We start from the raw sequence: 23,779 nt of genomic DNA, 5'->3' as shown, positions 1-23,779 counted from the left end.
CATTGCAGTAGAATCTTGGTTTTTATCAGGTTTGCTAACTTGTGTATCGGAACAGACAGAAAAAAAACGTAAGGGTGATTCTGTATCTGCTGTCATTCTCTTATCGTTAAAGCATCTAGAGAAAAGCTTCTTACACCTATCCTAACATACATAAATCATAATTGAGAAAGCCATGAGACGCTGTATATCCCTATCCTTGGCGCAATGTACTATCTGTTTTGAAAGGGACATCTCACATCATCTCTTGGGCCATCTGCTCTAGCACCTTTTGCCGCTTCTAGGATGGCATGTTCTTTGAAGAATTGATGATTTTTGCGATCTCTTTTTGAAATGAGCGTGATGGAGAAAAAGTTTTCTGCGTGAGAAAAAGAAGAGGTGGCTTTTTGCTTTTGCAGCCATCGGTACTGACGTTTGAATGGAAGCTGGCACGTGGGGAGGGGAAGTTATAGAGCGCGTGATCATTAAATTTTATCTCGCTATAGGAATATTGGGTTTTATAAGCTATAGAGAAGGCTATACTGAGGGAATGGGGCGGGCGCGCTTAAGTCTTACTAGATAATCTTCAGAGAACAAAAGCTTGTGAAAAATAAGGGCGTTCTTGTATCTCTTTTGCTCCTTATACCACATCGTTCAAGAGGCTACCTGTTATAGAGCTAGAACGATATTTTTACCAGAAAGCCATACTCCTTAATCCTTAAAAGATAATACTTCTTCACATCCCCTCCTTTAGCTGTATAGGCTTGGGGCTTTTTTAGAAGCTGTTTTTGTAAAGCTACACCACACAAAAGCATGCTCTTAGAGATCAGCTATGGATGTTTTTTGTCTTTTCAAAGCAGGCGGAACATTCTTGCAGCAATTTTATAATAAAGAAGTTCAGAGGTATTATCGTCTGTGAAAAAGTGAACACTAAATAGCTAATAGCTTGAGATAATGCCTTATAACTAACAGCCTGACCCTTACAATAGGGTTTGTTCAACTAAAACTTAAGCTCTGTAATTTTTGCACTTAAAAGGCTCGAAGAAGCTAACCTAAAAGAGGTGCTGTTCTCTTTTACGCTTTTACCTTTCCTGTGAGCTTAACCACATATCTATGCGCAAGGTGTCTATCTCTGTCCTCTGTACAAGGAGATACAAATCAGATGATTTTTTACCCTACCTTAAATATACTTTTGTGCAAATTACTTTAAAGGTCGTGTTTTATTTTATTCGAAATGCTTTTATGGAAAGGCTTATTGCGCTAAGAGCAAGGAAAAAAACGTGTAAGATTCCAGTGATAATGAAGAACTTATCGATGAAGTTTATAATCTTATCTTATTTAATTTCTACTAAATCACCATCAAGCACTATAGGATATTCAGTCGTTTGAAAAAAGGATTTTATTTTTTCAGAGCTTGAGGAGCGAATAAATTGAGATTTCTGCATAAAGCAAACATGGAAAAATTGTGATTTATTGATAATGTCTTTTATCAGATAAGAGGATGAGAGGGATGATAAAAGGGCATTTCTCTCAATATCGTAACGTGAATCAATAAACAATAAAACGCCAACACCGTTCTCAAATTGATTGATTATAATGAGTTGAATAGTCTTTCGCCGAAAGAGTGCAACCTTGAAGATTTAAGATATTTGTAAAATCGTGTACAGAAATTGAAGTTCCCATAATATATTATAAAAAGTTAGTGTTCTTCCTTTCAGGTGTAAGGTATGGCCATGATAGCCACAATCGCATGATTGATCCTATGCAATATGAACAACATCACCTGTGGCGTGCTCAAGTAATGGTACATCTTCAGGATAAAAAACAGAGACAATTAATTCATCATTTTCAGGATTTGACTTTACTTGAATGTGATCATAAAGATGATAAATGTCACCATCAATCTCGGAACACTGGAATCCTATTGGAGAAGTTTCTTTTGTGGTAAAGCTAAGGGGTTTAATATCTAATTCAGGGATTATGTCTTTTATTTTCAACACAGATTCAGGTTGAAAGGTTTCTCAAAGATAGAATAGGTTTTTTAGACATTTTAATTTTTGCTTCCGAGATATCGTAATAAGTTTATCCGCAAAACTTGGCAGGCATATGATGGTATCGATAGAAAATTCTTCGATAGCTGAACTCAGAGTTTCAGGATCAACCATAGAGGCAAATGGATAATATGTTACTTTGAGCAGTCTACAAATTTCATGTACAAATAAAAATCCCCCCATAATCCTTTAAGCTGTGAGACAATTTGCAACGGCGTTTACAGAGCAATCTTTAAAGACCGTTTCGAGCTTCTTTGCTGCAGAGTGTGTTACAAACTCATAATTGAGCCATTTATGGCGAAGTGTTTTGGGCACCCTTGTTGTGCTACTGGTTTTCAAAAATTATATGTGACATTGAAGTTCCTTATTTTTTTAGTTTGCATGAGGCAAAGGCAATAAGCAAAGGCGGAGACACCAACAATTATGCAAAAGGTGAAAGCGATGTGATTGTTGAAATGGCTGATGATCCATCCACTTGTCCATGAGCCGGCGGCTTGGCCAATATTTGAAATAACAAGAATATAACTAAAAAGAACACTGGCAGAGAGGGATGTAGTTGTTTTCCCTGCTTGATAGTATATTTCTGGAACCATGACAGATTCATAGACACTGTAGGCAATTAACGCAGTCACAGCGGTAAAGACGCCACCCATGAGGAAAAATGCAGCGAAACTTCCCATAAGCCATAATAGGTAGAAAGTTGATTTATCAGAAAGGCTGAGATGTTTATTGATTATTCCTTGCCAGATACAAATACTGATGCCAACAATTGAAAAGAAAATTCCACTATAAGGGGCGAGATTGCTGTCAAATTTATTGAGAAGTGTTGTGGTGGTGATGAAAATTCCCATGAGGAATGCACAAAGCAAAGCCGTGACCAGCAAATAAGTGATAGAACGATTATGGATTATTGTTTTTAAAGAAGAAAGAAAAGGCTTCTTTATTTTTTTGTTCTTTTCAAGAGATAATTTTTTATGGGGGTAGTGATAAACAATTTGAATGGATAAAACACAAAGATACAAACCAATGAGTGCAAAAAAAGCCATCAAAAAAACTGATGCATTGTATTTTATAGCACTCGTTGCAACAAGAGGGGCGATAACGACAGTAGCGTTTTGAAAAAACGAATAGAGAGTTAATGCGCGTTTAAGAATACTTCCATTGAGATGTTCTGATAGAATTTCTCTCAAAAATGGCTTTGAAACTGCTTGCGAAAAAGCCATTAAGGTAAAAAAGATCAACCATGCAGAAGGTGTGAGCGATAGGATAATGCATAGAAAAGCGGTACTCCTTAAAATAAAGGCGGTAGCCATTAAGAGTTTACGCGAAAATCTTTCTAATAAACCCGTTGTGGTTACCATGAGAATACTTTCAAGGATTACCGATCCAGCGAGATAAAAAGCAACATTGGCAGCAGTTATGAGAGAAGAGTTTCCAATCAGAGGGAGTACAAAGAAAAAGGAAAATTCAGAAAGAAAAACTGCGCTATAGATGAAAAAAGGAATTTTATTTTTGCTCATGGAATTTCCATAGAAGTGCTGTTAAATGATCAAATACATTTTGTTGTATCTGTTGAGGACGTCTTATGAGCCCTGTTTCCGCTGAACACATTTCGTTGAAATAGTATCTTTATTGATTTACCGGTCAGTCCACTGCAAGAATATTATTTTTTGTTTTTCTACGATGTTTTTAGAAATATCGAGCATGATCTGGGTTGAGCAACAACACTATGCCTTGGTGTTCGCGCAATAATCGTCAGGTCATTGAGACCTTGATCCCATATCTTCTCTTGATGGTTTTGACTGTTTCTAATCCTATTTGATAACCAACTGACACCCCACATTTTTGTTTTTCCCCCGCATTCTTGTTACTCTAATGTATCCTTTATGAAGGGGATGTACTAACCGCTCCATAGATTGTCAACATATGAATGAGATGAATGATTTTATAACCTTTTAATGAAATTATATTTTTTTAGTGGAAGGTTATTCATCCTCTTTTAGCGCATGCGTTGATATTTGCCTCCATGGCGTTGTAAAAACCCCTTCTCAACAAGAGTGCGTCGTAATCGTACAAGGCATTGATTTATAATGATAATTCACTGTTTTGTATGTTGAGTGAGAGTCCCGAATAACGTAAGATTCTCTCATTTCAAATCTGTTTATCTTGAATCAATCAAAACCACTATTTGCACATAACAAGTGGGATGAGCGTGTGGATCAAATTTGTATAAGAAAGGACTAAAAATGGCTCTTATGAACCGTCTTAATGCAAGGGCTGTCGCAACATTGGGGGCTGGCAAATATAATGATGGTGCCGGCTTGTTACTTCATAAGCGTAAAGATGGAGGTGCTCAATGGATTTACCGTTTTACCATTCATGGGCGGCGCCGTGAAATGGGCTTGGGTGCCTTGAGAGATGTTTCTTTAAAACAAGCTCGTGAATTGGCAACTGGGTGGCGTTCTGTTCTTCGTGAAGGGCGTGACCCTATTAAAGAACGTGAAAAACAAAGGCGTGAGGCAATAAGTAATCTCCATTATTTAAAAGATATCGCGTTGGATGCTTTTGAAAGTCGTAAAGCTGAATTAAAAAATGATGGTAAAGATGGGGATTGGTTTTTACCATTACGCCTTCATATTCTGCCCAAATTAGGCTGTCTTCCCGTTTCTGAGATTACACAAACAGAGATACGCAATGTTCTTGCCCCTATTTGGCATACAAAAGCTGGAACAGCTAATAGAGCTCTTATCCGTCTCAACCTTTGTCTCAAACATGCGGCTGCCTTAGGATTGAATGTTGATTTACAAGCAACAGAAAAAGCACGCGCGCTCTTAGGTAAACAACGCCATAAAGTCAAAAATTTACCAGCCATGGATTGGAAAGATGTGCCGGCTTTTTATAAAACACTCTGTGAAGCATCAACCATAACACAACTGGCTTTGCGTTTGCTTATTCTGACAGGCGTTCGTACCAATCCTTTACGTCATATTCATAAAGATCAAGTTGAGGAGGATATATGGACCATTCCTGCTGAGAATATGAAAGGAAGGCGTGATGCTACAACAGAATTTCGCGTGCCTCTATCAACAGAAGCATTAGAAATTCTAAAACAAGCGCGCTTGCTCTCTCGTAATGATTTCTTTTTTTCTGCTAGAGGTCGTGGTCCCCTCGCTGAGAAATGTATGGCTACGTATATGAGAAAAAATAAAATTGAAGCCTGCCCCCATGGTTTTCGCTCTAGTTTACGCAATTGGCTCGCTGAAACAACCGATGCTCCCTATGAGGTCGCTGAAACCATTCTAAGTCATACGGTCGGCGGTAAAGTAGAGCGTGCCTATCGTCGCACTGACTATCTAGAACAGCGCCGCGTTTATATGGATAAATGGGCGGCTTATGTCACGGGTCAATCTTAAGATATGGGGTGCATAACCCCATGATCTGTGGATAACTTTAGCTCTCTTTTCTCTCATTCTCTCTCAATAAGATTCATAAATTATCACATCAGAAAAACTATGATAAAATATTGTTTTCTATAAATAAAATACCTTCAAAAATGAACCAAAATGTGGTTAATAAATAGTTATGATTTGTTCTCATTTTTTTACTTTTGAAAGGATTTTAGTATGACAGAAAATGATATTCTTTTAACAGACCGTGAAAGTGCAAAACTGCTTCATATGAGTGTATCAACATTCCGCCGTCATGTGACCAATGGCTCTCTCCCCAAACCCCTAAAATTTGGTTTTTTATCGCGTTGGTTACAATCGGATCTTATCAATGTCATTGAGCAAGCAAAACAGCAACGTCAAAGTGACGCGGCATAAAAAGAAAACCTTGTCACGTAAGGATGGACAAGGCTTTCTCAAGCTCATCACCCTAGAGAGTGCACAATCCGTCCTATGACGCAACGTTATAGGATTTTAAATGATGTGTTCTTTTACGCATGCGCAGGGTATTACACGTGCTGTGCTGAGGGTTTGGCATGGGCGCCTCTTTCAACCCTATGAAAATGCAAAATAGATATAAGATATCTATTCTAACAGTAGCTATTGAAGAAATAGTAAAAATGTATTACATTAGAACTACTTTGTAACACATTAAGTGGTCGTAAAATGGCTGAGACAACATTTACCTTTCGCGTCGATGATGTATTAAAAAATGAATTTTCCAAAGCAGCAAAGGCGTGTGATAGATCTGCTGCACAATTATTGCGCGATTATATGCGCGATATCGTAAAAGAACAAAAAGAAAAAAGTGCATACGATTTATGGTTTCGGGAACAAGTTCAATTAGGGATAAATTCTGCTAATGCAGGTGATATAATATCTTCTGAAGAAATCGAAGCAGAAGCAAAGGAATGGCGATTAAAAACACAAAGTAAACTCGATAGATCAACTTTATGAAGCTAATTTGGACACAAGTAGCACACGTTGACCGCAAAAAGATACGTGAATACATATCACAAGATAATCCTTCCGCTGCCTTAAAGTTTGATCAGCTTTTATCTGAAAAAGTAGAAAAACTTGTTAAACTTCCTACTCTTGGTCGTTTAGGACGAATTGTAAATACACGTGAACTTATTGTACATCCAAATTATATCATGATTTATGATATTTCAAATGGCGTTGTGCGTATTTTACGTGTGCTTCATACAAAGCAAAAATTTCCTTAATCAACTGTATTTTTATTTACTTGGTAATTGAAGCAAATTATTTTCTACAATACTGCGCTCCGTATCAGTAAATAATGATAAATTATTATTTTTCTAATATTGCGAATATGATTGGCATAATCACTTTGCACACCGCTTAGTTTCTACTCGTAAAAATAATGATGATACTCTTGGTAAACGACATTTTATTATCAATGATGTCATGGTCGAAAAGCTTGGGGAATTGTTAAAAGAAAACCCCCGTGGTCTCTTAATGGTTCGTGATGAGTTATCTGGTTTTTTAACCAATCTGGAACGTAAGGAATATCAAACAGACCGTGCTTTTTATCTAACGGCTTTTAATGAAGATGATCAATTTACCTGTGAGCGTATCGAGCGTGGAACCATTTTTATCCCTCATGTCACTTTATCTATGATTGGAGGCATTCAACCCTCACGAATTATTCCCATCATTCAAGCAATACAGCGTGGAATAAACGATGACGGTTTTTCGTGAAATCTCTGGAGACAATAGCTCCCAAGGCGGTAGACCTATCATACGTTATGAACAGCATCCTTTAGTGAAAAGTCATAAGACATCACACTGAAGCAATTTGGAAATCTTATAAAACATTAAACAATATAACAGTGAACCTTCAAAGCACTCCCCATCATTAGTTTTGGGGGGCTTTGGGAGTGCCGCTTATATGTATTATTTTATTTTTGATTGAAAAAAATATATAAGAGGGGAAAAGGAACCCTCAAAATCCTCAAAATTAAGTACCATAATAGTTTTGATAGCATTTCTTATGATTATAATCCCTTTCTTTTGAAAGACTTTAAAGGATCATATGCTTTTCATAAAGCACATTTTAATCATTCACTAAAATCATAAGATTCGTCTGTTAAATAAACTGACATAACCGATAAAATAGACAATAATCCATTAAAAGGGATTTTGATCATCTATGGAATAATTTTATAGATCTTTTTTTATAGGTTGTTTCCTTAAAATCTTGCACCAAAACCATGATCAGAGCCATACCACTGTTGAGTTTCTCAACTAGTGATCAAGGCTTTGGAGCGCATCTTATTTTCTAAATTTCTGAAATCTTTTTGATATTTTTTAGGTGCTATTTCTTGTCTTTTTTTCCGATAAAATTGACTATTTTCTCTTTCCACGAGCGGGGTTGCTCCTTGCTGGTAACCTCTTGTGGATCATCAAGCTTTTCTGCCACCTGTTTAATCAAAGCGTAACTCACTTGCTTCACCTTTGCTACTTCTTTGGCTAAAGCTAATGCACGTTCAAGGTGGGTTTTGTTGATGCTCTCGTCAAAGCCTAGGTGATCCTCTGCCGTAAAGCTTTGCTGATAAGATTGTAAGGTTTCAGCATCACCCAATAAAGCAAGAGCGCCAAGATGAAGTAAAGCATAATCCGTATCGTTTGCTTTAGACGTAGCGCCTTTTTCCCAAGGAGCAGTGCCATAATCAGAGCGAAGTCTTTTAGAAAGGTCAATGTCTTTGACTGCCCATTCTAGCGCATCATCAAGCGCCTGTGTTAAACGATCCGTAGTGACTTCTGGTTCAAAGATTTCTAATCCCTTGGCTTCAAAATTAAGCTGTATATCTGGAATATCTTCCGTGTGGGTAGGATCAATGAATTTACAAGCGGTGGAAAGAATGCCCGTGCTAATCAAAAAGGCGCTATCAAATTGTGGGTAGTCTTTGGCAATTTCGTCGTTATAAAGAATATCTACTTCACGATCAGCCAATTGATAGCTTGCCATATGGTCATTCTCATTGATTTTCTCGGTTGACCAGCCTAAGCTTTTTAAAAGTGCATGAGCACTTTCCATGGTGAGATGATCATCAGTGTCATCCGCTTCCTCTGTCGCCTCAACAGCAATAGTTTTGGAAGCAACAGATGCTGTTTGCGGATCCAAGCTTAAAATCGGTGCATTTTTCGGAAAACCTGCTCGATAACCCCGTGCAAGAGTGAGGAGATTATCAATTCTATATTTTGAGATTTCTTCCACAAAACCTAAAGAATTTCCCTTTCTAAAATTCTCCTTATAAGATTTGAGCTTTTCAACATCCCCAATCAAAACAAGCGCAATAAGGTGACGCGCTACAAGATCAAGTTCACTGTTTGTTGGCAAAGCCGCATAATCATAAATGATTTGATTAATATTTTGCCGATCAGCCCATTCAAGAACATCCGCACTGATCTGTTTTAGCTTGCCTTCATCCAATTCAGTAGTAGAAACTGTATAAACTTCTTCTGCTTCTTTGAGGGCTATATATTGAGGCATATTATAGAAAATCTCTCTATGAGCCGTAGAAAAACTAAGTGTTGAAAGGGAAGCCTTAAATGCAACAATCGGCTCTTCTTCATCACTTTGAAGGTTATACATTATATTGATAATACGGTCTTTACTTACAAAATAAGCATTGCGATTGTAGTTTTTATCACGATAAACTGTCCACCCCATTTCTTTTAATTGCTCTGTAACTTTATTGAAAGTAATCAAAACTTGTGGACTGAGATGTGCTTCTGCTGACTCTCGCTCATTAAGGATTTTCAGATGTTTTTCAGCAAATTCAAAGGCATGGTTAACATATTTTTCTACTTCATCATCATCCAAATGTTCAGAAATCGTACCAGCTTCTAGAAAATTTTTATAAGATTTCAGGATATCAATTCGACCTGTCAACGCTAAACAAGCCAAATGCCAGACTATATCTATATTGTAGCTATACTTTTGAACACGTGTTTTGCTTTCTATTGATGCTTGTAAATCTTGGGCACGTGCCCACTGTATTATCCGCTCAGAGATTTTTGTTAACTCTTGCTCATTCAATTCCTCTACACAAATATCAATTTCCTTGCCAAAACCACTAAAAATCCCTCCTCCTATCGTGTTAAAAGACTTATAAATATCCGTAGGTCGTATCCAATTATATTCTCTCCTATAGTGAATATATTTGCAAGCTACAGAAATCTTTTCATTAGATATTTCAGCTTCAAGACGAACATTGTAATTATCAGGAAGACGTATAAAGCCAAAATCAAATTGAATAAAACGGTCTGGCAAAGAGAGAAACATTCTCTCAGGTTCCATAGCAATCCATCCTCGCGTTTTGAGGATGCGACTTGCTGCGATGAGATTTATCGAGCGCTGTTTTGGCTTATTGCGCGTTAGAATATCGTCTAATTCCCCATTTTTATAGGCCTGTGCAAAAAGAAGCAAGCGTTCATTCCACGTCATCATTTTATAATCAGAAAATTCTGATACGTTTATTTTGGGCGTAGACTCATAACTCCTTAAAGCTTCTATCTCGCCGAGAAGAGCCTTTGCAACAAGAGAATGATTAGCAGCTTCTTCATGTAATTTTTGTTTAATATTTCGTGTTTTTGCCCAAGTAATGACTTTGTTTAAAGCAGATTCAATATGACTTTCTGAAAGATCCGGTACCGTAACCCCGAAATCACCTATTTCTGGATAGAGTATATATCCATACCGTGACTTTTGCCCCCTAGAATATTCACAAGCAAGACTATAAGAAGCCGTTGTGAGACTAGCTAATAACCAAAATTTTTCACCATCCGTTTCATGTTTCACACCATAGCTCAAATCCACAATGCGATCCGGAAGATAATAATAGGCAAATGTATCGCCTACTTCATCACGATAGAGCTCACAGCCCAGACTTTTTAATATTTCTGCTGCATCTTTAGTTTGCATAATGTTTCACTCTTCTCCAACCGCCGGATAACAGCTAACTGTATAAGGAATTATTCTATTCCACTCTTTGTTTATTTGATTTTCACTCCAATTGTCTCTAAACTCTTTCAGAAGCTCTGCATCTCCTTCAAATTTTTTCAAATCTTCTTGGTATTTATTAAGCTGTTCCTTATTTTCCCCTAGATAGCGTTTCATAATTTTTCCAAAAGGTTTTGCATCTCCTGTTTTATACGCTATTTCAAAATCTTTTTGACATTCTGTTAATTGAAAATTACCAGTTTTTATATCAATAACTTTTAATACACCTTTCTCCACATAAATAATATCAGGGCGATGTATTTTTTTTAACGAAAAGTTCATAGATTATTCTCCATAAGTCGCAGTTTATTCACGCTAATACTGTTCTACCACTGTAAATAATAGTTGATCTTTCGTCTCCCAGCCAAGCGTTTTTAAAATCTCTGTCACGTCTTTAGTTCGCATCGCTATTCACTTTCATTCAAAAAGTCCTGGATAATGAAAAACGTTAACGTCAGTTTTGTCTAACTTATTATTCAATTGTTCTTTAATCCATTCTTTACTAGCCTCGTTTAATTCTTTATCACTTCCTTTAAAATCTTTGAACGATTCTTGATATTTCTCTAAGAACTCTTTGTTCTCTTTAAAAAATTTTATAAATTTTCCTTTTGTGGACTCAGCATTTCCTTCTTTATATGCCTCTTTTAAAATCTTTTGTTGTTCACTTAATGTAGCATTCTTCCCCGTTTTTACCTCGCCAATTTTTATTTTACCATTCTTTATATAAACGATATCCGCACGAGATTTTACTACCCCCTTATCCGTCTTAGTTTTGAATACTATTTCTGTCTCGCATACTATACATCCTTCATTCTTTAATTCTTGTTTTTTCTCATCGCGTTTTTTATCATGATGCTTCCTGACTTGTGCAAGTATGTTACCCTTTCCATCATTATTGTTTTGTGGTTCTTTATTGTTTCCGTTTTTTTTCTTATTTTTACTTTCCTTCTGAGAATCTTTATTTTTTTCTTCTTGTGAGTTTTGATTTGTTTTTTCGCTATCTTCTGCAGAATTTTTCGATGCAAACCAATAGGCAAGAAAATCAGCTATAGCCGTCCCATTGCTAGAGGATCCAACAACAGTTGCTCCGCCAGCCATAAAAAGAGACAGAGCTGCCAACTCTTCTGGTGTAAGCGACACAATGAATGCTGCTAATGCTGCTACCACAGGAAGAAAATTATTCTCCGCGGCATTACCAGCGGCATCCGCGCCAGTATTGACATCACCACCAGCAAGGGCAGCAGCAAAGCCCCCTGTAACCCGTGCGACATCAATGGCACGATCGCTAAAGTCAGCAAACTGTGCTTCAATCTTTGCATTTATACGCGCTTGTTCTTCTGCCGTTGGAATACGACCATCCAATGCTGCTATTTCTTTTTGTATTAAATTTTTAGACCACAGTTTAAACTGGAGCATAGCAGTGGCTTCACCCACAGCCCCGCCGATAGCACCGGCAGAGCAAGCGCCACTCGCAACAGCGCCTTTTAAGCAGCCAAGACCAGCATGGGCAACGATCTGAGTGACCGTATCTATTTTGCCTTCTGCCTTGGCGGTGCCGATTTCTTCCGCCAACGATTTTCCAACCGTATCAGACAGGGCGATGCGCAGATTGTTAAAAAAGTTCTTGTCAAGAGAGCCGCCTTCAAGAGCCGTTTGCACGCCTGTGCCAATGGCGGCTTTGATCAGGTTCTTTTCCGCTTCAAGGGCAATGCGATCGACAAAAGGAGCGGTTTTTGGCAAAGATTGTCCAACACCTGCCATTTCCGTTATTTGGCTGGTTAAGCCTGCTGTCAACATCGACGAAACAATGCTGAGAATATTCTTGGAAGAGCCAAGCTCATGCAAGGCGCCGGCAATATTGCCGCGATTATTGACAAGAGCCACAGCGCTTTTGTTAATCAGCGCTTGGACACCAGCCTGTATCGCCGCATTCATGGCGGTACTCGAGCCAAGCCCCAAAGCACCGGTAATGGCACTGGCAGCGCCCGAGGCTGCTCCGCCCGTAACCGCCGTGACAGCCAATGCCACGAGAGCTGCGCCGGCTTCTGTCAATCCTTGGGCTTTATAATCCCAGTCTTTAAATTCAGCCTTAACTGCTTGCCAATCCACTTGCTTGGATAATTCTGGATCATCACGCAGTTGCTTGATCCATGCCAAGCCTGGAGAGCGAGACAATTGCTCAAGAGATTTGTCTAAATCACCAGTTGCCTCATATTCAACAACAATGCCATCACCCGCATCAATCTTCATGCCACCTTTAGCATCTATGGTGACATGCTCGATGGTCTCCTTAAGGTAACCTTCGTCACCCTCACTCCACCACACAAGGTTTTCATTACGCTGATAAACATCCTTAAAATCTTGATCCTTGTTGGTCAGAAACTTGATTTTTCCCGTATCTGATGCCAAATGCATCTCGCCACCACTTTTTGCCCCGATGGCATCAAGTGTGAGATGCCCATCTTTGGCATGCATGGAGAGTTCGCCCTCTGCTTCTATCGTGGTTTTGTTTGTAGTAACTTCTGTTGATTGTTGACGAAACTTATTCTTTTGCTTCGATTTGTCGCCTTCTTTGCCCCTATAATCCCAATCAGAACTGTTAAAATCTTGCACCGAAGTCGCGGTGAGAGCGCCACCACTGGTGAAATCACCATTGCCCTTGGCTTTAAACTTTCCCTCAAGGTTAAGTGCACCACCTGTGACAATGGTCAAATCTCCATCACTTTTGACTTCTGTCAAACGGTGCTCACTGCTTTGGGCGTTATAATGCCCTTTTTCCAATGTTTCCTTATGGTCACTCTCTAGCACTAATGAACCAAACGTAGCAGAACCACCGACAATCACCGTCATCGGACCGCCGCTGGTGAATTCCCCACCCTCTGCGCCAAGATCACCAAGGGATTGGATGTTTAATTCATGATTAGAGAGAATTTGTCCCTTCTGCCCAGCTCGATCAACAAAACCATATGCATTCGTGTCACGGATTTTAGCGGTGCTATTGACAATCGTATCACCCGTCATGGTAACCGTATCACCATGAATAACACCGGAAGAATTGGCTAAAAGACCGTTACTGGTGAGCTCTACAGCTCCGGTACCAAGCAAAAACCCACCATTATTGAACAAAGTTTGCGTGGTCGAAACGTGCAGTGCATCATCACTTACCACAGCACCGCTATTGGTAAGACGGTCCGCATTCAAGGTGACGCCATTGCCTTTCAAACGTGCACTGGCAAGATTTTCTTGCTGCGTTTTTGCCCCATAAACATCTTGTGCTAAAGAAGAATTGGGTACCAAATAAACGTGGGGCACTAAGACCTCTTGTCCGTCGACAAGGTGGGTCTCAAGCCAGATCATATCCTTTTTGATCCCAGCAATCTGCTGAGGCGTTAAGGGCTTGCCTAGCACTAACCCCAAAGGACCTTGCTGCTCCACAGCATTGTCATAGAGCCTTTGCATTTGAGCATTGGGATCTTCAACATCAAGAAGAGTGCGATTTCCTGTCAGTTCAAAGATTTGCTCACCGACCAGACGATATTCAAAATAAGCATCGCCCAATCTTTTAAACACGTGCTCAGGCTTATAATTGCCAATCTTTTTTAAGTAATAGTCCGATCCTAAAAATTTACTTGGATTGATAAAGTCCTGTCGCGTCTCGATTAAAAACGGCACATCCGGTGATTGGCTGCCAGCCAACTCTGTCTTGACAGAGTTAAGCCCATCTTGCGTTGGCACCTGTATGGATTCTGGTGCGGGTGTTTGGATGCTCGGTGCAAAAAGCCCTTTGTGCCCTTTCAAACCATTGATAATACGGTCCAATCGATCATTGCTAATCAGTGGTTTGGAACCGTCAAAATCGGGTGTTTGTCCCCCAGCCAAACCTTGATCGCCCGAGCTATAGCTGATCGACGGTTTGAAGCCATCAACGTCAGTATTTTTAACGCCAGTCAAGCCTTTATTGCCAGAGCTTAAGCCAATTTGACCGGCTCCCTCGCGCACCGCATGATTGTCAAGAGTGTCTGTAACCTTGACATCAAGAGTGCCACCCGCTTCAATCGTGCCGTAAACAGCATCATAAGTGCGCGTGGTTGTTTTGGTATCAGTATAATGTCCCTCATCTTTAATGCCTCCCGTAGTACACCCTAGATTACCGAATGTTTTGCAATTTTTTTCCCTGCGATGTGTGTCAGTTACAATCTTGGTTTTTTCAATTAAATCACGCCCCTCATTGAGTAGCGTATCACCCTGCATTTCAATATTGCCATTAGCAGCAATTAAGCTATAGCTATTACGGATATCGCCGGCATGAACCGTGAGATGACGTCCTACTAAAATCTGTGCAGCTCCATTGGTAAAATGAGGCTGCTGACGAATGATCGTAGTGTCAACATCTTCCTTTATCTGGTGGTGTCTAACCTTGGTTTTTTTCCATTTTCCTCGCACGTAACTGTGACCAACCACTTTATCGGTAACTTCAACCCCACCTTCACGCATGTTGGTAAGCGCTGAGACATCGAAGGTCATATCGCCTAAGACAGCTTCTAAAAGACCCGAGCTGTTGATCACATGACCAGCCCGCTCTCCACTTAAGCCACGGATGATGAGATTGTCTTCAGCAATGACGTCGGCAAACTTATTAATAAAATCCCCATCTAAGGAGAAAATGGCAGATTTCTTGGCGTAAATCAGCCCGCTATTGCTCATATCAGCGCTCACATTGAGCGCAACCCCATCACCACTTGAACCAATACTGCCGGCATTGTCCAAAACATCTGCGGTTAAGACAAAAGCACCACCACTTTTGAGTACACCGTCTTCACCATTTAAAACCAGAGCAACTTGCCCCAATGACGGATCATGGCTTTCTGCTATAAGCGTAAAACTGTCACTGGCTAAAAGCTGACCTGAATTGGCTAAAGACCCAAGCTTCGCATCAACAACACCGCCCACCATGATACCGGAATTGCTTAAAACACCATGGCTGTTGAGAGTAAGTACTCCGCCTTGCGCTTCCACAAGCCCAGCTTGGGTGAGTGTGCCTGCCTTCAGCATTACATCATAGGCGGCAACCTTGCTTGGTTCGCCCAGCGTCAAGGTGCCATCGGTTGAGAGCTCTATCCGATTTTGCGCAACAATGCGCCCCGTTTGGTTTAGAGTGTTTTGCGCACGCAAAGCAATAACGCCATTGCTTGCAAGCATACCGCTATTGGTTAAATCACCGTAACTTTCGAGAGTAAGTTCCTCACCTTGCGCTTCTATAAGCCCAGCTTGATTAAGGGTGCCTGCCTTCAGCGCCACATCATAGCCGCCAATTTGGCTTGTCTCACCCAGTGTCAAGGTGCCATCAGTTGAGAGCTCTATCCGCTTTTGCGAAACAATGCGCCCCGTTTGGTTCAGAGTGTTTTGCGCATTCACAGTGATTGCGCCATTGCTTGCAAGCATACCGCTATTGGTTAAATCACCGTAACTTTCGAGAGTAAGTTCCTCACCTTGCGCTTCTATAAGCCCAGCTTGATTAAGGGTGCCTGCCTTCAGCGCCACATCATAGCCGCCAATTTGGCTTGTCTCACCCAGTGTCAAGGTGCCATCAGTTGAGAGCTCTATCCGCTCTTGCGCAACGATGCGCCCCGTTTGGTTCAGAGTGTTTTGCGCATTCACAGTGATTGCGCCATTGCTTGCTATCGTACCACTATTGGTTAAATCACCGTGGCTTTCGAGAGTAAGTTTCTCACCTTGCGCCTCTATAAGCCCAGCCTGGGTGAGTGTGCCTGCCTTCAGCGTTACATCATAGGCGCCAACCTCACTTGTCTCACCCATTGTTAATATGCCATCACTGGAAAGCTCAACCCGCTTTTTAGAAACAATGCGCCCCGTTTGGCTGAGATTTGTTTGCGCATGCAAAGCAATGGTATCATTGCTTTCTATCGTGCCACTATTGCTTAAATCACCATGGCTGGTCAGTTGAAGGTCACCACGCTCAATCTCTATGTGCCCTGCTTGGATCACACTATCAGCAACAATATTGACTGCCCCTTGCGTAGAAATGAGACCATCAACATTCTCAAAACTGCCCACATCAATGCGCAAACCATCCCGCGCTAAAACATGCGCACCTTCATCATGTGTAGCGTTTTGTTGGTCTGAATTTGTCGTTTCAGCGCTTTTATTGACAAAAGACGTTGCAACAATCTTCATCTCACCGGCTAAAGCACTGAGAAGACCAGCCTCATTATTTATATGACCAGCACGTATCTCTTTCAGCCCACCAATGGTGAGAGCCTCTTCAGCAATAATTCTGCCCTGTATATTGCTCAGATTACCATCACTGAATAGATCCATAGATTTTTTGGCGTAAATCAGCCCACTATTGCTGACATTCCCTGCCACATTAAGGGCAACATTCTCACCACTAGAGCCAAGCACACCGGCATTGTCTAATTGCCCTGCGATCACAACAAAAACGCCACCACTTTGAAGGACACCTTCGGATGTATTCTCAAGAAAAGCTTGTTGCGGATCGACGCCTTCTTGTGCGTTTACCATCAAATGCAAATCATCGGTTGCAATAAACGTCCCTTGATTGGTAAATGCACCAATATGAGCATCGACACTCTCACCACGCATTGTGCCGCTATTGATAACCCCATCACGCACTTGAAGGGTTAATGCTCCTTCTTGGGCTTCCACAGTCCCTGCTTGGGTTAAAGCATCAGCACTTAAAACCACATCATAACTTAAAATCGTGCTCTCTTGACCGGTTGTGAGCATGCCCCCCGCTGTCAAGGCAACCTGCTGCATACTGACAATATCACCCGTGTGATTGAGGGCTCCATGGGCATCCAGCGTTATCTTCCCATTAGACCAGACAGTGCCTTCTTGGACAAGATCACCGCTACGCGCATAAAGGTCTATTTTTTGTTCTGCAACTAAATGAGCGCCTGATGTAAGCTCTGCCGCTTGCACCAAAAGAGAGCCGCCGGCGCTATAATGTCCAGCACCTACAGTGAGCGCATCATCGGCGCTCAAGACAATATTCCCCTTGGCACCAATATGGTTGTTTAAAGCAGTGATTTGATTGGTTTTAATGGTCAGATCGCCAAGGGAAGAAACCCCTGTTTGATCATTGTCTTGCATGCGGCTTAGATCAATTGTTGCTGCTTGGATCTCTAAAAGATCACCGGCGGCTATCCGCCCATTTCCCGCCTCAAGCTTTGTCGCTTTTAAGTGCAAAGAACCCGTCGCTGACTGTTGACCATCACTTCCAATACCGCTTGCTATAAGAGCATGAGACTGGAGCTTGATCACATCGGCGCGCACATCAACAGCACCGCTTGCCGCAACGCGAGCTTGCTCAGCCAATTCAACATGTTTCAAAGCCTTCAGTTCAACCGCTTCTTCTGAAAAAAGCAGATCTTTCACATGCACACTATCGTGGTGGGAACGCGCTTTTACCGCACCTTTGGCGCGTGCTTTGGCAATCACCAGCTTGCCATCACTTGTCAATCTCATGGCGCCTGCATTGGCAACCATGTCTCCTCGCATCTTAACGCCGGCGCCTTTATCATTGGCAATCACGCGGATCTGCCCCGCATACATTCCACCAAACTCACTGGAATCAATCGCCAATTCTGGCTCTTTGCCATCAGAGCCAAGAGAAGTTGCTTCGCGCTTATGATAATCAAAATGATTGTGACCAGCGATAACAGCCAAATCCCCTTTGACCTGTATGGGACCTCCGATACTGATCTTGCGCGAAACAAGATCAAAAATATCTAATGCACTTCCATCAGCTCCACGAGCGCCTATGGTGATATCACCCCCCTCAACACGCAACCCACTCAAAGCCCCATCGGCTCCAATGATCGGTTGTCCGGTCGATAAAGTCACCCGTGGAGTATTGATAAAGCCACAACCGTTACAGGTAATCCCATTGGGGTTGGCGATAATAACATCCGCCATATGCCCGTGGACTTCGCTCACGCCTTCAAGACGCGAGCGATTGGCACTTACCACTTCATTAAGGATAACCTTTGCTGCACCGCTATAACGCAAATTGCCGTTGCCTGGCACCAATCCCCCAAGCTGTGAACGCGAGACTTCCTCAGTCGAATTGTTCAAAATCACGCCATGGGTATCAACATTGAAACTGTCATATTTGTTATGAGAAAGACCCTGACCATTGGGGCGCACAATATCAATCAGCGGCACATCATTGCCGGCTTTCCCCACCGTGGGGCGGAAAACAGAGCCAACCCCATCAGCTGCTTTAATCCCTTGGCTCTCTTGTGCAACAGGACTTCGCGCTCCAAGCGCTTGTGCTTGCAACAACAAAGGCTGAAAAGCTAAGCAAAAACTTAAAACAAGTGAAAGCCCTTTATGGATCCCTCGCTGCAAAACACAAAGAACGCGCTTTCCTCGCTTGTATCCATATCCCAATTTATGCTTTTGATTTTTCAATCTCCGCATCTTCAGCTCCTCATAAAATTCTTTATCTCTTAAAAAAACAACCCAAAGGGATGTAAACAGCGCAGCGATATTTTTTACCGCCCCTTTGCTCTAAAATCTCAATAATGCCCGCACTTGAAATAACCCTGTCGCATTTCCCTTTTCTCGCACTGTCGATTGGGTTAAAATATTCGAATAAGACACATCAACATCCGTAATGTCTCCGCTTGCATGGAAACCAAGAGTTGCCCCAACGAGACACCCGCCAAAACTGTTTTTGTTTACATCATTGGCCACGGCTCCCAGATCAAGCGCCATATAAGGGGCAAATTGGCTCATAAATTTACGCCCCATGTTCGAAGAAAAACCTGGCAACAACAGCGACAATTCATTGCGCCAGAACGCCCCATTATTGCCGTAATAAATCGCCTCACGCACCCCGCGCACAGAGGAACTACCACCAAGCGATATTTGCTCTGAACTAAACAACGTGTCGGGTGATAATTGTCCTGAAAACAGTGTGTTATAGCGAAAGTTATACTGTTTGAGCGAAAAAGGACGCACGTAGCCTAGGGAAAAAGACAATTTGGAAAATTGCCCTTTGGGTGAATTTTTTGTTGCATTCTCTTGCTCTTTATCGTCATAAGCACCAAGAATTGCCAACCCTTTATGAAACCCTATATGCGCGCTTAATTCTCCTCCAAGCCACTTGCGCGAGTGATCAAGCTCAAAGGTTGCAATAGCTAGTTTACGGCTGGAAACATCAACCCGACTGCCCATAATAAAATTATCAGAATATTTCCATGTCAACCGTCCCGTAAGCCAGGTCTTTCCCTCTTGATCACGGTCGATAACCCGTGAAATCCATGGCGTCAGCGATAAAGACTTCCCCTCAGTCATAATATCGGAAAATATCCCCTTAACACTTGAATGATATTGGCTCCACGTCCCATCAAAACCTGTTGTCCAAGTGCCATAGGGAAGAGAAAATGATCCCGTTAGAGTATCACTATTGGGACGCTTGTGAGAAAAATGATACGGACTACCATCCATGGAGCGCTGATAGCTAAACGACCATTGATCATTGATCCCTAACAGATCATCAAAAGAAAGGCTCAAGCGCGTTTGATAAATTCCTGTTGCTTTAGCACCAAGATTATCGCTGGAAAGCGTAATAAGCCAAGGTTTCTGTTTTTCAATATGAACATCGAGTATCGAACCACCCGAATTGCTCCCCGCACCAAGATTAATGGTGGCTTGGCGTGAGAAAAGCCGATTGATTTGATCAAGCCCTTGCTCTATCTGGCGCAGATTGGTCGGCTTCCCAATAAGGTTTGGAAAAGCCGTGGTGATTTCTCCTTGAAGTCTCCTCTCAACTTTATGCCCATCAAGGGTAATATCTTCCATCACACCTTCAACTACAACAATCTTGAGATGACCGCCGCTTAAATCTTGCTCAGGCAAATAAGCCCGCACCGCAATATAGCCGCGCTTCATATAAAGCTTGGTCACCGCTTTGAGCACTTTGTTGATTTCGGCAATCCCCAAACACCGCCCTTCCCAAAGAGAAATGGCTTCATGAAGGTCGGTATGAGAAATCAACTGAGCATCAACAAATTCAATACTTTTGATCAGCAAACAGGTTGTACCAGACGAAGCACCATAGGCAGATGTGGTATCATCATCTGGCAAAAAGACCCCATGGGTTTCGTTTCTACGGTGCAATCGTTGAAAACGCTGTTCTTGCGTTTGTTGTCGTTGGATGCTCTCTGATTGATTAATCGCTTTCTCACGAATGTTTTGTGCTAAACTTGCCCATGAAAAAAGGCACAAAAAAGCCGCAAAAACAAAAGTGAAAAAAAATCTATGCATTCATTGTGCCCTCAAAATGAGCAACAAAATGAACCATATCATCAGCGTCACAGAAAAAATCGCCAACCGCGTAACAATTTTTTAATTTTTTGATGAGAATAATACTTCTAAAATCTAAGAGAAAAGCATAGACTGTACTGCATATACCTGCTTTATGTGTTGTGCAAACCATATCATTTCCCCCGCTTTTGAAGATTTTACAATGACACTGTTAAATGACAATCATACACTCTATATGCTTCTTAATTTTAAGGTGTTGCATGTAATATAATTTTGAGCTTCAAGTAAAGACTGTTATTCATAGAATAGACCAAATTTATTGGAACTGTTACATATTAGAGACAACAAGAGACTACCACTTATTATCGCTTGATAAGAAAAATAGCATGGCGATAGCTTATTACTAAAATAAGAAAAAAAGAAAATGCGTAATGCCATAACTGATGAAGAATTAGCATATTTTAAAGCCGTTTATCCCAATGAAACTATCACTAAAGATGATCTGTTTTATTATGTTTACGGTCTCTTGCATTCAGAAGATTATCGTGCCCGTTATGCTGATAACCTCTCTAAAGAATTGCCTCGTATCCCTTGTGTTAAAAGCGCTGATGATTTTTGGAAGTTTGTAACAGCAGGACGTGAACTGGGTCATTTGCACGTGAATTATGAAACTGTAGAGCCTTATCCCGTGACCTTTAAAAAGGGTAATCCAAAATTAACAGACATCTCTAATCCCGAAAAGTTTTATTATGTTACAGAAATGAAATTCGCAAAAATTAAGGATAGTAAGGAAAAGAATAAATCAACAGTTACTTATAATAGCAATATCATCATGACAGATCTCCCTAAGTAAGCTTATGAGTATATCGTCAATGGCAAGCCTGCTCTTGAATGGTTTATGGGGCGTCAATGTGTAAAAACAGATAAAAAGAGTGGTATTGTGAATGATGCCAATCACTATGCTGTTGAAACTGTTGGAAATCCTGCTTATCCTCTAGAGTTGTTTCAAAGGGTTATTATCGTAAGTTTAGAAACAATGAAGATTGTTAAAAACTTACCAAAATTAGAAATTAGAGAAACTGAATAACTTATAAAGCATGCTCAGATGATAGGCATGTTGACCTCACAAGGGGTATAGAGCTTATAATCATATCTATACCTCTTTTGTTAAGTTGCTTACATATAATCCTAAAAGGATAGTCTATATGCGTTATTCTAAAAAGAAGAAACTTGCAATTTTAGATACTCTTATTTGGATTGCCTTTAAAAGATTATATCGTAATCTAAAATGATAGCTTTGTTTAAAGAGGGTTATATATATATATTCATTTTCTTATATTACTTATAGGTTTTGAATGTTTCTACCCCCCCCCAAAACCCCTACAAAACATATAGCATTAGTTGAATTTACAGGTTGTATTTTGATATAGGTTGTTTTTTTTGAAACTTGATAAAAGTTAACATATTGAAATATAATAAACTTTTATTTTTTATTGAAAAATATGTAAAGGGGGCGGCGTAAAAAGCACCTCCAAAACCCCCAAAAACCCCTAAACCTCCAAAACTCACAACCATAATGGTCTTGATAGCATTTATTATGATTATAATCCCTTTCTTTTGAAAGGCTTTAAAAGATCACATACTCTCATAAGACACGTTTTAATCATTCACTAAATGATCACTTTTGTCGATTCAATGTACTGACACAAACTGACAAATATATATTTATAGTTGTATTTATTTGTTATGGTTGTTTTAATAAGTTGTATTTTGAAAAATTGATAAAACTTAACTTATTGAAATATAATGATTTTAATTTTATCTCATTTAAAAAAAATGATATAGGTTCTAAAAAGAACTGACAAAAATGACAAAAGTTTATTAAAAGAGAGTTCGATAATCTCTATAATTATCAGTCTCTCTTTAGATGTTTTATAACAAATAAATCACATTATCATCTTTATCATTGCTCTTATGAAAATGAAAAATGATGCGGTAGCTATAAAGAAGGTAACAGCTATAAAAGGCTGTTAAATTGCAAATGCGTTATAAAGGAAATTAACAGAAATCTTAAAAACCATTTAGTAAAAAAACTGATAGGTTATAAAACTAAAAATACGTATGATGAGAGCGTTTCTAAATATTATAAATGTATAGATTCAGAAAATAACGCAATCGTTTCATAAAGCCTATAATATATCTTTAAAAGCACATAAATATAAAATAAGCAATTAATAAGCATAAGATATTATCAATACATAACGTATTTAAAAAATAAGAAAAAAGTATCAAAAAATATAAAATATTATTTGACAATAAATACGTATTTTGTTATATAAATATTCAAGTGCTGAAAACACTTAACGATTAGCGGATAGGTTACGAAACAATCTTTCCAAAGTCTTTAAAATACTGACTGTTTTTTATACGTATTAAAGCGTATAATGATTTTGTCGGGTGTGTCACACCATGCAATACCCTTATGGGAAAAGTGTGACGACGGACTAATCGCCGTGTTTTCAACGCCCGGCGCCTTTATAGCGCGTCAATTGAAAACTTCATTACGATTAGAAAGAATTTAAAATGAAAAATTCTATAATAAAAACTTCCCAAAATACAATTTCCTCTAACATTGCAAACGAAATCACATCTGTTAATCAACAAGAGTCTGCAAAAAAATACGAATTTACCAATGAAAACTTCACTTTTGATGGTCTTACTTTACACCGTATACGTGCTCTAAGAGATTTTGATGATGTTAAGGCGGGAGACCTCGGCGGTTTTATTGAAAATGAAAGCAACTTATCCCATGATGGCAATTGCTGGGTCTATGATAATGCCGCGGTTCTTTTCAATGCAACTGTTTATGAAAATGCTAAAATCTATAATGATGCGAAAATCTTTAGAGGTGCCAAGGTGTATGGTAATGCTATCGTCAATGGCAAGGCATTGGTTTTTGA

The 23,779-nt window shown here is 40.1% G+C and carries 11 protein-coding genes and 3 pseudogenes; 7 read left to right on the top strand and 7 right to left on the bottom strand.

Translation table 11 applies throughout. The features are described 5' to 3' along the window. Positions 1 to 2,362: 2,362 nt before the first annotated feature. Positions 2,363 to 3,547: an MFS transporter gene (locus ACFIJK_RS08030; RefSeq protein WP_375627435.1), complete on the bottom strand. Its 1,185-nt coding sequence runs from the start codon at positions 3,545 to 3,547 to the stop codon at positions 2,363 to 2,365. A gap of 479 nt (positions 3,548 to 4,026) precedes the next feature. Then, positions 4,027 to 4,116, bottom strand: a complete 90-nt coding sequence (locus ACFIJK_RS08025) for a DUF2087 domain-containing protein (protein WP_375627436.1) — start codon at positions 4,114 to 4,116, stop codon at positions 4,027 to 4,029. 157 nt (positions 4,117 to 4,273) lie between these two features. Here ACFIJK_RS08025 and ACFIJK_RS08020 point away from each other — a divergent pair, with 157 nt between their 5' ends. From ACFIJK_RS08020 to ACFIJK_RS08000, 5 genes and pseudogenes are all read left to right on the top strand, one after another. Further along, on the top strand, positions 4,274 to 5,440 hold the full coding sequence (locus tag ACFIJK_RS08020; protein WP_375627434.1) for a tyrosine-type recombinase/integrase: 1,167 nt from the start codon (positions 4,274 to 4,276) through the stop codon (positions 5,438 to 5,440). A 210-nt stretch (positions 5,441 to 5,650) separates the two neighbouring features. Then, positions 5,651 to 5,851 (top strand): AlpA family transcriptional regulator, encoded by a 201-nt coding sequence (locus ACFIJK_RS08015; RefSeq protein ID WP_011180791.1) that lies wholly within the window; start codon positions 5,651 to 5,653, stop codon positions 5,849 to 5,851. A 288-nt stretch (positions 5,852 to 6,139) separates the two neighbouring features. After that, the gene (locus tag ACFIJK_RS08010) at positions 6,140 to 6,430 is read left to right on the top strand and encodes a CopG family ribbon-helix-helix protein (RefSeq protein ID WP_208439813.1); all 291 of its coding nucleotides are present in this window, start codon (positions 6,140 to 6,142) and stop codon (positions 6,428 to 6,430) included. Then, on the top strand, positions 6,427 to 6,699 hold the full coding sequence (locus ACFIJK_RS08005; protein WP_004856836.1) for a type II toxin-antitoxin system mRNA interferase toxin, RelE/StbE family: 273 nt from the start codon (positions 6,427 to 6,429) through the stop codon (positions 6,697 to 6,699). The genes ACFIJK_RS08010 and ACFIJK_RS08005 overlap by 4 nt, the downstream gene beginning before the upstream one ends. Before the next feature lie 160 nt (positions 6,700 to 6,859). After that, positions 6,860 to 7,186, top strand: a pseudogene (locus ACFIJK_RS08000) (DUF3987 domain-containing protein); the annotation flags it as partial. A gap of 625 nt (positions 7,187 to 7,811) precedes the next feature. On the opposite strand, the gene ACFIJK_RS07995 reads toward ACFIJK_RS08000, so the two are convergent. The 5 genes from ACFIJK_RS07995 to ACFIJK_RS07975 all read right to left on the bottom strand — a co-directional run bounded on the left by ACFIJK_RS07995 (position 7,812) and on the right by ACFIJK_RS07975 (position 20,991). Continuing rightward, entirely contained in the window at positions 7,812 to 10,424 is a 2,613-nt protein-coding gene (locus ACFIJK_RS07995; RefSeq protein WP_375627433.1) for a DUF6990 domain-containing protein, read from the bottom strand. Positions 10,425 to 10,430: 6 nt separating this feature from the next. After that, complete coding sequence (locus ACFIJK_RS07990) at positions 10,431 to 10,784, bottom strand: hypothetical protein (protein ID WP_183194745.1); 354 nt, start codon at positions 10,782 to 10,784, stop codon at positions 10,431 to 10,433. A gap of 135 nt (positions 10,785 to 10,919) precedes the next feature. Then, entirely contained in the window at positions 10,920 to 18,968 is an 8,049-nt protein-coding gene (locus tag ACFIJK_RS07985) for a DUF637 domain-containing protein (RefSeq protein ID WP_375627432.1), read from the bottom strand. 90 nt (positions 18,969 to 19,058) lie between these two features. Next, positions 19,059 to 20,819 (bottom strand): ShlB/FhaC/HecB family hemolysin secretion/activation protein, encoded by a 1,761-nt coding sequence (locus ACFIJK_RS07980; protein WP_375627431.1) that lies wholly within the window; start codon positions 20,817 to 20,819, stop codon positions 19,059 to 19,061. After that, entirely contained in the window at positions 20,812 to 20,991 is a 180-nt protein-coding gene (locus ACFIJK_RS07975) for a hypothetical protein (RefSeq protein WP_375627430.1), read from the bottom strand. Before ACFIJK_RS07975 ends, ACFIJK_RS07980 begins: the two co-directional genes overlap by 8 nt. Positions 20,992 to 21,246: 255 nt before the next feature. Here ACFIJK_RS07975 and ACFIJK_RS07970 point away from each other — a divergent pair. Together ACFIJK_RS07970 and ACFIJK_RS07965 are read left to right on the top strand one after the other, a co-directional pair. Next, a pseudogene (locus tag ACFIJK_RS07970) lies at positions 21,247 to 21,906 on the top strand (type ISP restriction/modification enzyme); the annotation flags it as partial. A gap of 1,496 nt (positions 21,907 to 23,402) precedes the next feature. Continuing rightward, positions 23,403 to 23,779 (top strand): annotated as a pseudogene (locus ACFIJK_RS07965) (hypothetical protein); the annotation flags it as partial.

Source organism: Bartonella sp. PS17NMGDW (assembly GCF_042193555.1).
Lineage (GTDB): Bacteria > Pseudomonadota > Alphaproteobacteria > Rhizobiales > Rhizobiaceae > Bartonella > Bartonella grahamii.
This window is presented reverse-complemented; position numbering and strand designations above follow the sequence as displayed.